This window comes from Grimontia indica, assembly GCF_000333895.2.
Lineage (GTDB): Bacteria > Pseudomonadota > Gammaproteobacteria > Enterobacterales > Vibrionaceae > Enterovibrio > Enterovibrio indicus.
On record NZ_ANFM02000002.1, the window covers coordinates 69,922 to 83,060 of the forward strand.

The following is a 13,139-nucleotide window of genomic DNA, read 5'->3' on the forward strand; positions in this document are numbered from 1 at the left end:
CGCAATCTTAGATCAAAACGTGACCTGATTGGTATTTCGTCAACCTTACCCTTTTCAAACGTGAGACGTCAACACTTCTAGACGTCTATATGTCTTTACATATAGCAGTTAATATCGCTAGAATTTATGTTTCATCCAACTTGGGCACCTTGTTTCCCGTGTTGGCAGCGATTTTAGACCCTAAACTGCTACAGAAGGTGAACAATGGCAGACTGGAATGGCGAATATATTAACCCTTACGCCGAGCACGGTAAAAAGAAAGAGCAGGTCAAGAAAATCACCGTTTCTATCCCTCTGAAAGTGCTTAAAATCCTGACAGACGAACGTACCCGTCGCCAGGTCAACAATCTACGCCATGCCACCAACAGTGAATTGCTTTGTGAAGCATTTCTGCATGCCTACACCGGACAGCCACTGCCAACGGACGACGATATTCGCAAGGATAAAAGCGATAGTGTGCCAGCTGAAGTTAAGCGCATTATGAAGGAATTGGGCATTGAGTTTAACGAAGAAGAGTATTGATTTCGTTAACTTCTCGAAAAGATTCAAACAAAAAAACCAGCCGATTGGCTGGTTTTTTATGAGTGTAAAGCCGTCATTACACTTCTTTATCTGCCATGTAGTTTTCCGGCATTTCAATACGCGAGACACCTGAATCTACCGCGGCTTGAGCAACGGCTTTTGCTACACGCGGCAGCAGGCGCGGATCCATTGGTTTTGGAATGATGTATTCCTTACCAAACTCCAGCTTATCGACACGTGCTGCTTTCAATACGCCTTCCGGTACCGGCTCCTTCGCCAATGCACGAATAGCTTCTACCGCAGCCAGTTTCATTTCATCGTTGATACGGCTGGCACGAACATCCAGTGCGCCACGGAAAATGAATGGGAAACAAAGCACATTGTTTACCTGGTTAGGGTAATCGGAACGACCGGTACCCATGATGAGGTCATCACGCACTTCGTGTGCCAGCTCCGGTTTGATTTCAGGGTCAGGGTTTGAACACGCAAACACGATTGGCTTGTCCGCCATCAGCTTCAGCGCTTCAGGTGGCAATAGATCCGGGCCGGATACACCAAGGAAAATGTCTGCGCCTTCAATCACGTCTTCCAGCGTGCGCTTGTCCGTGTTGTTGGCAAACAGTTGCTTGTATTCATTGATGTCATCACGACGAGTGTGAATCACGCCTTTGCGGTCCAGCATGTAGATTTTCTCACGCTGCGCACCGCACTTGATGAGCAGTTCCATACACGCCACTGCAGCAGCACCTGCACCCAGACAGATGATGACTGACTCTTTGATGTCTTTGCCCTGAAGCTCAAGCGCATTCAACATACCTGCGGCAGTCACGATCGCGGTACCGTGTTGGTCATCGTGGAAAACCGGCACATGGCAACGCTCGATGAGCTGCTTTTCAATCTCAAAGCAGTCTGGTGCTTTGATGTCTTCCAGGTTGATACCACCGAAGGTGTCGGAGATGTTCGCGACCGTATCGACGAACTCTTCGATAGTGCGGTGTTTCACTTCGATGTCGATAGAATCGAGACCAGCGAAGCGTTTGAACAGCAGTGCTTTACCTTCCATCACCGGCTTGGAAGCCAGCGGGCCAAGGTTGCCCAGACCGAGGATCGCGGTGCCGTTTGAGATCACTGCAACCATGTTGCCCTTTGCAGTGTATTTATAAACGTTGTCGGCATCTTGTGCGATTTCGCGGACGGGTTCAGCAACACCTGGGCTGTACGCCAGCGCCAGATCTTCTACCGTATCAGCGGGTTTGGAGAGTTCTACGGAGATTTTGCCCGGCACTGGAAATTCATGATAATCCAGCGCCTGTTGGCGTTTGTCTTCAGACATGTATTGTTCCTGACTGTAATTGTTATTGGCTAAATATAATAAGGGGCCCTCTGCCTGCCCCATTATCTTGCTGACTGCCTTCCCGCAAGCTGGGCATTGCAATCAGCAAGTGGCGGAATTTGCGCATTCCCATGTTTATCCGGGTTGCATCTTCCCGCTCATTGCCTGTATCTCCACACAGGCAACGACTTATTCCTCTATTGAGTTTAGCGGACTCAAATAAAAGACAAGTGTCGTCATTTCTTATGACACTTTCAGGTCATTGGGCGGAAGATAAAGGAATTTAAAATGTTAACGCAGCGCGAAAGCCAGAGCTAGTAAGGATTGAACCAAGTTGGCAAAACTCGCTTGGATAAACTGTAATAGTCTACCTATACTGAAGGGTGTAAAAGGTCTTACAAGCTGTATCAGGCAACAAAAAAAGGGTGCTTACGCACCCTTTTTTATTAAATTCGCAATTACTTGCTGCTAAGAACGCCGAAACGTTTCTTGAAGCGGTCAACACGACCACCAGTGTCAACTACACGCTGAGTACCGGTGTAGAATGGGTGACACTTGTCACATACGTCCAGGTTGATGTCTTTACCCAGAGTCGTTTTGAATTCAAAAGTGTTGCCACATGAACATTTTGCAGTTACTGCAGCGTATTCTGGATGGATACCAGCTTTCATAGGGGTTACCTCTTATCTAAGGCCGTGTCGCTCTCCCGAGCCTATCGGGCACCACACGTCGTTAACAAACTGTTTGTAAGGCGCGGATTCTAATCAAGGTGACCTGCGATCGCAACTTTTTTGTTCAATTCATTTCCATGTACTTTCAATGGGCAGTGCCAAAGAATCTTCACCCTGTGCTTTTCGCCCGCCAGCAGCATGGGTACACTGTCGCCAACCTTATTTGAATTCCAAGACCTTATCACACCATGACCCCGACGATTGCTCAGGTGGCGCTGCCCGTTCCGCTTCATAAAACTTTCGACTATCGCATTGATAATGAAATGCCGGTTGTGGGTGGTCGCGTGCGTGTCCCGTTTGGTAAGCAATATAAAGTGGGTATTGTCGTCGCATTGACCGACACCTCTGAATTTCCGCTCGAGCAAATCAAACCCATCAATGCGGTTTTGGATAGCGCCCCGCTATGGACGCCCTCTTTATATAAGGTATTGAACTGGGCAAGCCGCTACTACCAGTATCCATTAGGTGATGCACTGGCGACTGTCATGCCGGGCGCGCTGCGGAAAGGCAAACCAGCAGTCAAAGACCGTGAAAAGTGCTGGCAACTGACCGAAGCCGGGAAAGAGCAGCCATTGTCAGCCCTCACCCGTGCGCCTAAACAGGCGCGCGTTCTCACCTTATTACGCCAAGGCGCGATGACGCACAGCGATCTGCTGGAAGAAGACTTAAGCGCCACCATTCTCAAAGCGGTGGAAGAAAAAGGCTGGATTGAAGCGGTGAAAGAGCAGCGTGCCAAGCCGTGGCAACAAAGCTATGAAGTAGTGGAAGACAAACCAAGACTCAACAGCGAGCAGGCGATGGCGGTTGCCACTATTAACGCCAATCCGGAATTTGCCTGCTATTTAATAGAGGGCGTCACCGGCTCCGGGAAAACAGAGGTCTACCTGAACCTTTTGGAGCCTGTGCTAAAACGCGGTCAGCAAGCACTCATTCTGGTACCCGAAATTGGCTTAACGCCGCAAACCATCAACCGTTTCAAGCGCCGCTTCAATGTTCCCGTGGTGGTGATGCATTCCGGGCTCAATGATACCGAGCGCCTCAACGCCTGGCTGGCAGCCAGAGACAATGAAGCAGCCATTATTATCGGAACCCGTTCTGCCCTGTTCTCGCCTTGCAAATCACTTGGCATTATCGTTGTCGATGAAGAGCATGATGCCTCTTATAAACAGCAGGACTCTTTCCGTTATCACGCCCGCGATCTGGCAGTCATGCGTGGGCATGAAGAGAATGTGCCTGTTGTGCTCGGCTCCGCCACACCTTGCCTTGAAAGCTTGCACAACGCCAAAACCGGTAAATACCACCATCTGACTTTATCCGTGCGCGCGGGAAATGCACTGAAAACCCAAAACGGGGTGTTGGATATTCGCGGCCTTTATTTAGAAGCAGGACTTTCAGCGCCTTTGATTGCCGAGATGAGAAAGCACCTTTCTCAAGGCAATCAGGTGATGCTGTTCCTGAACCGCCGTGGTTATGCCCCCGCATTGATGTGCCATGAATGTGGCTGGCTGGCGGAATGTAAACGCTGTGACGCCTATTACACCCTACACCAGAGCAGCAATGAACTTCGCTGTCACCATTGCGGATCGCAACGCCCTATTCCGCACCAATGTGGAAGCTGCGGCTCAACACAATTGATCAGCGTTGGCGTGGGCACCGAGCAACTGGAAGCCCAGTTGGAAGCCCTGTTTCCGGAATTCAAAACCATCCGAATAGACCGTGATAACACACGTCGTAAAGGTGCGCTTGAAGCCTATCTAAATGCCATTCACAACAAGGAGTACCAAATCCTGATTGGTACCCAGATGCTGGCGAAAGGCCATCACTTTCCTGATGTCACTTTGGTGGCTTTGGTGGATGTAGACAGCGCCCTGTTCAGCAACGATTTCCGTGCGCCGGAACGTTTGGCGCAGCTGTTTGTTCAGGTAGCAGGACGTGCCGGGCGCGCCAGCAAGCCCGGCTATGTTTTGCTACAAACCCACCACCCCGAACATGCACTATTGCAGTCACTCATCCACAAAGGCTACGACAGCTTTGCTGCCGAGGCATTAAATGAGCGGAAAATGGCGCATCTGCCACCTTACAGCTACTTCGCCCTGCTTCGCGCCGAATCACACCATAGTGGAGAGGTGGAGCAGTTTCTGCATCAGGCGAGAACAGTGCTTGATGCATCACCAATCCAGGAAGATGAATGCGCAGTCATGGGGCCAGCGCCAGCGCCATTGCACCGCCGGGCGGGACGTTTTCGCTGGCAGCTGGTTTTCCAAGCGCCTAACCGCAGGATTTTGCAGCAAAGATTAACCATGGCGCTCCCGGCGATACGCCAGTTGCCGCTGTCTAAAAAAGTCCGCTGGTCACTAGATATCGAACCGCAAGATATGAGCTGAATGCAATTTCATTCACTTAAACCGACCGAGATCACGGTATTCTTGCAATTACTGTTAACATGACCATGTTTAATACATCTCCATAGGATTAAGATAGGGCGTGTGGACAAAAATTGTCCCGTTGCTGAAGGTCCCGGTCATCTGGGAAGCATCGCCAATCATAACGAGAAAGAGGAATTACACTATGGCGACAATGAAGGATGTTGCCCATCTGGCCGGCGTCTCTACGGCGACGGTTTCTCGCGCGCTGATGAACCCGGAAAAAGTCTCGGCGTCTACCCGAAAGAAAGTTGAGCAAGCGGTAATGGAAGCGGGCTACAGCCCCAACTCGCTGGCAAGAAACTTACGTCGCAATGAATCAAAAACCATCGTGGCTATCGTGCCTGACATCTGTGATCCCTACTTTACAGAGATCATCCGCGGTATCGAAGAAGCGGCGATGGAGCACGGCTATCTCGTGCTGCTGGGTGACAGTGGCCAACAGGAAAGCCGTGAAAGCTCGTTCGTTAATCTGGTCTTCACCAAGCAAGCTGACGGCATGCTACTTTTAGGTACTGATCTTCCTTTTGACGTCAGCAAACCGGAGCAGAAAAACCTGCCTCCACTTGTCATGGCCTGTGAATACGCACCTGAACTGGAACTGCCTACCGTTCACATCGATAACCTGACTGCAGCGTTTGAAGCCGTGAACTACCTGACTCAGGTAGGCCACAAGCAGATCGCGCAGATCACCGGCGATCCTGATGCTGCGCTCACCCAGTTCCGCGTGCAGGGCTATCAACAGGCGCTGCGCCGTGGTGGCGTGACCATCAACCCTGCATACACAGTGACCGGTGATTTCACCTTTGCTGCAGGCGCACGTGCAATGACCACCTTGCTTTCGCTGCCAACCCCACCGACCGCGGTATTCTGTCACTCTGATGTGATGGCGATTGGTGCTATGCAGCAAGCAAAACGACTGGGTTTCCGCGTGCCGCATGACATTTCGATTGTCGGCTTCGATGACATCCAGTTCGCAGAATACTGCGACCCTGCCCTGACCACGGTTTCCCAGCCACGCTACGACATTGGCCGTCAGGCGATGTTAATGCTGCTGAAAATCCTCAAAGGCAATGATGTGCAAGCAGGTTCACGCCTTCTTGATGCCCAACTCGTTATCCGCGAGAGTGTGGCACCACCATCACGCTAATCTGGTCAGACTGGTACTGGCGCGCAAGTTCGCGAGCCAGTACCATATAGCCTTTATTGAGCAGAAAAGACACGAAAATCAGTGGCAACCAGAGATTATGTCAAGCGTGGCAAAGCACCACGTAAACCAACCCGAAACACCAAGAAGCAGCCTCCTAAACCTGCTTTTCCTTTCAAATGGGCTTTTCTCGCTCTGATCTTGGTGGCAGGCTTTGGCTATGGTCTCTATTACCTTTCCACCAGTGAACCACCCGCAGAGCCTGTTGTTGAAACCAAACCGGTGAAGCCAGCCGTTAAACCTCAGAAGAAAGACGAGAAAGTGATCCCGCCTAAACCTGAGGAGAAATGGAGCTACATTGAAGAGCTGGAAAACAAAGAAGTGAAAGTCGAGGCCAGCGAGCCAGAACTTTCCAGCCGACCTTATTTGATGCAGTGCGGCGCTTACCGCAGTGCCAGTCAAGCTGACGAGCGCAAAGCCATGATTGCGTTTCAGGGTCTCGAAAGCCATATCAAAACCAGTCAGGGTGAAAAAGGCCTCTGGTACCGTGTGGTACTTGGTCCTTACCCAATGAAGCGTGAAGCAGAGCGCGATCGCAACCTGCTTCGCCGAGCAGGCATCGAGCCTTGTGCTATCTGGTACTGGAACTGATCTCCCGCCAGCTGAACTGATTCTGAACACTTGAAGGGTAAAGCCATAATCTCGATGGCTTTACCCTTGAATTTATTTATCCCCGTCCCCACCTCTGCAGTAACAACCCATACTGGTAATAACCAGAGAGAAAAGTAGAGGTTCTTCCGTGACAACTATCGTTTCTGTTCGCCGCAACGGCAAAGTAGTGATCGCCGGTGATGGCCAGGTGTCACTGGGTAATACGGTCATGAAGGGCAATGCCCGTAAAGTTCGCCGTTTATACAACAACAAGGTACTGGCAGGTTTTGCCGGTGGTACAGCCGACGCATTCACCCTGTTCGAACGCTTCGAACGCAAACTGGAAATGCATCAGGGTCATCTGACCAAAGCGGCAGTAGAGCTGGCTAAAGACTGGCGTACTGACCGCGCACTGCGTCGCCTTGAGGCCTTGCTGGCAGTGGCAGACGAAACAGCGTCGCTGATCATCACAGGTAACGGTGATGTAGTTCAGCCAGAACACGATCTGATTGCGATTGGTTCAGGCGGCAACTTCGCACAGGCAGCAGCCACTGCACTGCTTGAAAATACTGAGCTGGATGCACGCGAAATCGCTGAAAAGTCGCTGACCATCGCGGGTGACATCTGTGTGTTCACCAACCAGCACCACACCGTTGAAGAACTCGATTATTAAGACAGGATCCAAAGCATGTCTGAAATGACCCCACGTGAAATCGTTTCCGAGCTTGACCGACACATTATCGGTCAGGACAAAGCCAAGCGCGCCGTTGCTATCGCACTGCGTAACCGCTGGCGTCGCATGCAGCTCAATGAAGATCTGCGTGTCGAAGTGACCCCGAAAAACATTCTGATGATCGGCCCAACCGGTGTTGGTAAAACCGAAATTGCCCGCCGTCTGGCGAAGCTGGCAAATGCGCCGTTCATCAAAGTAGAAGCCACCAAGTTCACCGAAGTGGGCTATGTGGGTAAAGAAGTTGAAACCATCATCCGCGATCTGACGGATGTGGCGATCAAGATGACCCACCAGCAAGCGATGGAAAAAGTGAAATTCCGCGCAGAAGAGCTGGCAGAAGAGCGCATTCTCGATGTACTTCTTCCACCGCCACGTGACGCTTGGGGTCAGAACGAAGAGCCAAAAGCAGACTCGGCAACCCGTCAAAGCTTCCGTAAGAAAATTCGTGAAGGCCAACTGGACGATAAAGAAATCGAGATCGATCTGGCGGCTCCACAGATGAGCATGGAAATCATGGCACCTCCTGGTATGGAAGAAATGACCAACCAGCTGCAGAGCATGTTCCAAAATCTGGGTGGCGGCACCACAGCGAAAAAGCGCAAGATGAAGTTGAAAGACGCGCTGAAGGCTGCAACTGAAGAGGAAGCGGCGAAGCTGGTCAATCAGGAAGAGCTGAAAGATCAGGCCATCGCGTCAGTGGAAAACAACGGTATTGTGTTCATCGACGAAATCGACAAGATCTGTAAACGCGGTGAAAGTTCAGGTCCAGACGTTTCCCGTGAAGGTGTTCAGCGCGACCTGCTGCCACTGGTTGAAGGCAGCACCGTCTCTACCAAGCACGGCATGGTGAAAACTGACCATATCCTGTTCATCGCATCCGGTGCATTCCAGGTCGCGTCTCCGTCAGATCTGATCCCGGAGCTTCAGGGCCGCCTGCCAATCCGCGTTGAGCTGGAAGCGCTGACTGCATCTGACTTCAAACGCATCTTGACTGAACCTAATGCGTCCCTGACGGCGCAATATTCGGCGCTGATGGGTACCGAAGAAGTGAACCTGACCTTCACCGAAGATGGTATTGAAGAGATCGCAAATGCGGCATGGCGTGTGAACGAGAAAACCGAGAACATCGGTGCCCGTCGTCTGCACACTGTAATGGAACGTCTGGTGGATGAAATCTCCTTCGACGCGAGCGAGCGTGGCGGTGAGTCTTTCGAAATCAACTCAGAATACGTGCGCAGCCACCTTGAAGAGCTGGTCGACGACGAAGATCTGAGCCGCTTCATCCTGTAATTGTTCGGGTAAAGTTACTCAAAGGGCAGCATATCGCTGCCCTTTCTCGTATATGGATACGCCACATCCGGGATTATACCAATCACAGTAGGTAGCTGATCAGAAATAGCGCAGGAATAATGCTCGAGAACAAGGCGAAAAATTTCGATAAGTAGTTATTCTACAATCAAATTTTTCAACGCAGTTATGGAGCATTTTAACAAGCTAGGATGAGCAGATATTTACTACGATTGGTATTAGCATTGCCCCTTGATACAAAAACACCAATAATGTGACCTGCTTTAAATCATTCAATGCCAAGGCGATATGTCCGCATCTACTTTCAAAACCTGGCTCGACGCCGCCCGTCCGAAAACCCTGCCACTGGCGATAGCCTGCATTCTGTGTGGCAGTGCTGTAGCAGCGCAAACCTCGCAGTTTTCCATCACCCTCACAGTATTGGCACTGGTGACCGCGCTGCTTCTGCAGATCCTGTCGAACCTTGCCAACGATTACGGTGATGCCGTTAAAGGCACAGATAATGATGACCGTCTTGGTCCTAAACGTGCGATTCAGCAAGGCCTTGTTACGCCAGCCACGATGAAAAAGGCCATGATTCTCAACGTGGTCCTGACTATCGTCGTGGGGGCGGCACTGGTGCTGACGGCATTCGACAAAACTGCTGACATCCTCAGTTTTATCGGCCTTGGCGCGCTCGCGATTGTCGCGGCCATTTGCTACACCGTGGGGAACAAGCCTTATGGCTACAAAGGATTGGGCGACCTGTCGGTACTGATTTTCTTTGGCTGGCTCGGGGTGGCTGGTACCTATTATTTGCAAGCAGGCACGTTAAATTCCGTCGTTCTACTGCCTGCCACGGCGTGTGGTTTACTGGCCGTCGGCGTACTGAACATCAACAATCTGCGCGACATTGATAATGATCGCGCCTGCGGCAAACATACCTTGGTAGTCCGAATGGGACCAAAATGGGGCCGAGCTTATCATCAGGTCTTGCTCGCCACTGCCTTCGCAAGCTTTGCCCTCTTTTCACTGCTTCAACCTGTAGGTTGGTCAGGTTGGCTGTTCCTGTTAGCACTGCCTTTGGCAGCAAAACACGGCCTTGCCGTTTGGCAATCGCCGGATGGTGAAACCCTTCGTCCAATGATGGGTGATATTGTAAAACTCGCACTGCTAACTAACGTCTTGTTTGCGGCAGGCATCTTAATTAGTTGATACAGTGACAAAGGTGATGACAAGCGGCCTGATGAATTGTGCCGTGAGTCATTGCAAAGCCTTAGCTTGTCGTATACTTTTTTGCTGAGGGTGACGCGAAGCCCAATCTTGGCGCCACAACGATTCAGCCCCAATAGCCTAAGAGAAGTCTGACTATGGAATACAATACCTCTGAACTGTGTGACATGTACCTGGATCAGGTTGATGTTCTTGAACCGATGATGAGTTCATACGGTGGCCGTAGCTCCTTCGGTGGTCAGGTAACTACCATCAAGTGCTTTGAAGACAATGGACTGATTCGTGAAGTGGCCGAGCAGGACGGTGAAGGCCGTGTGATGCTCGTTGACGGTGGCGGTTCCCTGCGCCGTGCACTGGTTGATGCTGACATTGCCGCCATGGCTGCGGACAACAACTGGGAAGGCATTGTGGTGTATGGTTGTGTACGCGATGTCGATACCATTGACGAGCTGGATATCGGTATTCAGGCGCTGGCATCCATTCCGGTGGGAGCTGACAGCCAAAGTATTGGTGAAGTGGATGTGCCCGTGAATTTCGGTGGCGTGACTTTCTTGCCGGAAGACCACCTGTATGCAGATACCACAGGCGTTATCCTTTCTCAGGAAGCGATTGATATCGAATAACCCCCCCTGCTACCCGCAGAGAGAAAAACAGAGCCTTAAGGCTCTGTTTTTGTTTTGGCTTATTCGACTTCTTCGATTTTGCCAAGCAGGCTGCGAATGCGTTGTTGCCATGCTTCGTGGTCAGCCTTCAGGCGAGCATTTTCCTGCTCCAGCGCTTCACGGCTTTCACGGTTCGTGTTTGATTCACTGCTCAGTGTTTCGTTCTTCTCTTTCAGTTCTTCGATTTCCATCTGCAGCAGAGAAATTGTGTCTACTGCCATCTGAACCTTGGCTTCAAGCTGCTCTAAAATTTCCAATGACATCAAGGCCACCTATGTGTTCCAACTTATCAATTCTCTCGCCAAGGCTCGCCATCTCTGGTTTCACGCCTTGTGCGTCCCAAAGAGCTATTCTAACTGCCCATGACATGAGTCGCACCTTCGGATTTCCTATTTCGGTCACAAGCGGACAAAAAATCACCATTTATGCGAATTCCTAACCCTTTGATTCTTTATGATTATGCTTTGCCACTCACAAGAATGACTAAAAATGCGATCACAAACAATTTTTATTCACTCGACCCGTGTTAGGGTAATAGCGATCGTATCTCTCTTGGATTACTCCAAGACTTGCCGAACTCGGCCGGGCTGACACTTTGCTGTCAGCCTTTTTCTTTTCTGGGAATCTCACCGTCTCCTTTCTCATTTCTCATTTCTAAGCATCCAATGCGCGAAAACGCTCATCAAAAGAACAAATAATGAGCGAACGCACATTTTGCTTGCCCGCCACTTTCCGAAAACTGTTTCGCCGATAAAGTAGTGAACATTAAAACGCTATGCTTTAAGAAAACAGCGAGGAGATTTCATGAGCACCGAACCGAAATATATTGTCGCCCTCGATCAGGGAACCACCAGCTCAAGAGCCGTTATCCTTGACCACGATGCCAATATCGTGACGGTCGCCCAACGCGAATTCACCCAAATCTACCCTGAGTCCGGCTGGGTTGAGCATGACCCGTTGGAAATCTTCGCTACCCAGACCTCAACACTGGTAGAGGCCATGGGCAAAGTGGGAATACGCTCCGATGAGATCGCTGCTATTGGTATTACCAACCAGCGTGAGACCACCATTGTCTGGAATCGCCACACCGGAAAGCCGATTTATAATGCCATTGTCTGGCAATGCCGCCGCACCGCACCGATTTGTGAGCAGCTTAAAGCCGACGGCTACGAAGAGTACATTCGTGACAATACTGGTTTGGTGGTAGACCCGTATTTCTCCGGCACCAAAATTAAATGGATTCTCGACCATGTTGATGGCGCACATGAGCTCGCAAAAAACGGCGACCTGATGTTCGGCACCGTCGATACCTGGCTGATTTGGAAGATGACTCAAGGACGCGTCCACGTCACTGACTACACCAACGCCAGCCGCACCATGCTGTTTAATATTAACTCGCTCGAGTGGGATGAAACCTTGCTCAAAGCGCTGGATATTCCGCTTTCCATGATGCCGGAAGTGAAGTCCTCTTCTGAGGTTTATGGTCAGGCTAACCTCGGCGGTAAAGGCGGCACCCGCGTCCCGATCGCCGGGATCGCAGGGGATCAGCAAGCCGCCCTGTTCGGTCAGATGTGTGTGGAAGCCGGTCAGGCGAAAAATACCTATGGCACAGGCTGTTTCCTTCTGATGAACACCGGCAAGGAGAAAGTCACCTCTCACAATGGTTTGCTGACGACGTTGGCCTGTGGCCCGAAAGGCGAAGTGGCTTATGCGCTGGAAGGTGCCGTGTTTATGGGCGGCGCATCCATCCAATGGCTACGTGATGAAATGAAGCTCATTACCGATGCCAGCGACTCTGAATACTTCGCTACCAAGGTCGACACCAGCAATGGCGTTTATGTGGTACCTGCCTTTACCGGTTTGGGTGCGCCACATTGGGACCCGTACGCGCGCGGTGCCATCGTCGGCCTTACCCGGGGCGTGAATGCCAACCATATCATCCGCGCCACACTGGAAAGTGTCGCCTATCAGTCTCTCGATGTACTGACTGCGATGGAAGCAGACTCCGGCATCAAACTCGATTTTCTGAAAGTCGACGGCGGCGCGGTGGCAAACAACTTCCTGATGCAGTTCCAGTCTGACGTGCTGAACACCGAAGTGCAGCGCCCGAAAGTCACCGAAGTGACTGCTCTAGGTTCAGCCTACCTTGCTGGCCTTGCCGTGGGTTTCTGGGGTTCGATTGATGAGCTGAAAGACAAAGCCCAGATAGACCGTGTATTTACACCATGCGCAGACGACGGCAAACGCGAGCGCCGTCATCGCGGCTGGCAGCGGGCTGTCGAATGTGCCAAAGGCTGGGAGCAGCCATAACCTTTTGTTGACGCGCCTTTCCATCGGAGGGGCGCGCCTTCGTCTCAAAAACGCAAACGTTTCCTTTTTCCTTATGGTAGAATCCGCGCCGAGATTTTTCGTTGCCG

12 protein-coding genes are annotated in these 13,139 nt (G+C 51.1%); 9 read left to right on the forward strand and 3 right to left on the reverse strand.

Annotation, left to right across the window (positions count from 1 at the left end; translation table 11 throughout):
* The first annotated feature begins 204 nt into the window (after nt 1-204).
* Nucleotides 205-522, forward strand: a complete 318-nt coding sequence (gene metJ, locus D515_RS00940; RefSeq protein ID WP_002535253.1) for a met regulon transcriptional regulator MetJ — start codon at nt 205-207, stop codon at nt 520-522.
* A 76-nt stretch (nt 523-598) separates the two neighbouring features.
* Here metJ and D515_RS00945 read toward each other — a convergent pair whose 3' ends face one another.
* Together D515_RS00945 and rpmE are read right to left on the reverse strand one after the other, a co-directional pair.
* On the reverse strand, nt 599-1,855 hold the full coding sequence (locus D515_RS00945) for a malic enzyme-like NAD(P)-binding protein (RefSeq protein WP_002535254.1): 1,257 nt from the start codon (nt 1,853-1,855) through the stop codon (nt 599-601).
* Nucleotides 1,856-2,313: 458 nt separating this feature from the next.
* Nucleotides 2,314-2,526, reverse strand: coding sequence for a 50S ribosomal protein L31 (gene rpmE / locus D515_RS00950; RefSeq protein WP_002535255.1), 213 nt, complete (start codon nt 2,524-2,526; stop codon nt 2,314-2,316).
* 248 nt (nt 2,527-2,774) lie between these two features.
* Here rpmE and priA point away from each other — a divergent pair, with 248 nt between their 5' ends.
* From priA to rraA, 7 genes are all read left to right on the forward strand, one after another.
* Nucleotides 2,775-4,970 (forward strand): primosomal protein N', encoded by a 2,196-nt coding sequence (gene priA, locus D515_RS00955; protein ID WP_002535256.1) that lies wholly within the window; start codon nt 2,775-2,777, stop codon nt 4,968-4,970.
* Between the two features lie 160 nt (nt 4,971-5,130).
* On the forward strand, nt 5,131-6,159 hold the full coding sequence (gene cytR / locus D515_RS00960; protein ID WP_255350073.1) for a DNA-binding transcriptional regulator CytR: 1,029 nt from the start codon (nt 5,131-5,133) through the stop codon (nt 6,157-6,159).
* A gap of 81 nt (nt 6,160-6,240) precedes the next feature.
* Nucleotides 6,241-6,807 (forward strand): SPOR domain-containing protein, encoded by a 567-nt coding sequence (locus D515_RS00965; protein WP_002535259.1) that lies wholly within the window; start codon nt 6,241-6,243, stop codon nt 6,805-6,807.
* 148 nt (nt 6,808-6,955) lie between these two features.
* The gene (hslV, locus tag D515_RS00970; protein WP_002535260.1) at nt 6,956-7,480 is read left to right on the forward strand and encodes an ATP-dependent protease subunit HslV; all 525 of its coding nucleotides are present in this window, start codon (nt 6,956-6,958) and stop codon (nt 7,478-7,480) included.
* A 15-nt stretch (nt 7,481-7,495) separates the two neighbouring features.
* Nucleotides 7,496-8,830 (forward strand): HslU--HslV peptidase ATPase subunit, encoded by a 1,335-nt coding sequence (hslU, locus tag D515_RS00975; RefSeq protein ID WP_002535261.1) that lies wholly within the window; start codon nt 7,496-7,498, stop codon nt 8,828-8,830.
* 306 nt (nt 8,831-9,136) lie between these two features.
* Nucleotides 9,137-10,042 carry a 1,4-dihydroxy-2-naphthoate polyprenyltransferase gene (locus D515_RS00980; protein ID WP_002535262.1) on the forward strand — a complete coding sequence of 302 codons (906 nt, stop codon included), beginning with the start codon at nt 9,137-9,139 and terminating at the stop codon, nt 10,040-10,042.
* 155 nt (nt 10,043-10,197) lie between these two features.
* Nucleotides 10,198-10,683: a ribonuclease E activity regulator RraA gene (rraA, locus tag D515_RS00985; RefSeq protein ID WP_002535263.1), complete on the forward strand. Its 486-nt coding sequence runs from the start codon at nt 10,198-10,200 to the stop codon at nt 10,681-10,683.
* Between the two features lie 59 nt (nt 10,684-10,742).
* Here the strand turns inward: rraA and zapB are convergent, their stop codons facing one another.
* On the reverse strand, nt 10,743-10,985 hold the full coding sequence (zapB, locus tag D515_RS00990; protein ID WP_002535264.1) for a cell division protein ZapB: 243 nt from the start codon (nt 10,983-10,985) through the stop codon (nt 10,743-10,745).
* A 541-nt stretch (nt 10,986-11,526) separates the two neighbouring features.
* Between zapB and glpK the strand changes: the two genes are divergently transcribed.
* Entirely contained in the window at nt 11,527-13,032 is a 1,506-nt protein-coding gene (glpK, locus tag D515_RS01000) for a glycerol kinase GlpK (protein WP_002535265.1), read from the forward strand.
* Nucleotides 13,033-13,139: the final 107 nt, after the last annotated feature.

Bases quoted from the DNA above. Each gene is read 5' to 3' on its own strand.
- glpK (WP_002535265.1), top strand. From the start codon at position 11,527: ATGAGCACCGAACCGAAATATATTGTCGCCCTCGATCAGGGAACCACC.
- rraA (WP_002535263.1), top strand. From the start codon at position 10,198: ATGGAATACAATACCTCTGAACTGTGTGACATGTACCTGGATCAGGTT.
- zapB (WP_002535264.1), bottom strand. From the start codon at position 10,985: ATGTCATTGGAAATTTTAGAGCAGCTTGAAGCCAAGGTTCAGATGGCA.
- hslU (WP_002535261.1), top strand. From the start codon at position 7,496: ATGTCTGAAATGACCCCACGTGAAATCGTTTCCGAGCTTGACCGACAC.
- priA (WP_002535256.1), top strand. From the start codon at position 2,775: ATGACCCCGACGATTGCTCAGGTGGCGCTGCCCGTTCCGCTTCATAAA.
- D515_RS00980 (WP_002535262.1), top strand. From the start codon at position 9,137: ATGTCCGCATCTACTTTCAAAACCTGGCTCGACGCCGCCCGTCCGAAA.
- rpmE (WP_002535255.1), bottom strand. From the start codon at position 2,526: ATGAAAGCTGGTATCCATCCAGAATACGCTGCAGTAACTGCAAAATGT.
- metJ (WP_002535253.1), top strand. From the start codon at position 205: ATGGCAGACTGGAATGGCGAATATATTAACCCTTACGCCGAGCACGGT.
- D515_RS00945 (WP_002535254.1), bottom strand. From the start codon at position 1,855: ATGTCTGAAGACAAACGCCAACAGGCGCTGGATTATCATGAATTTCCA.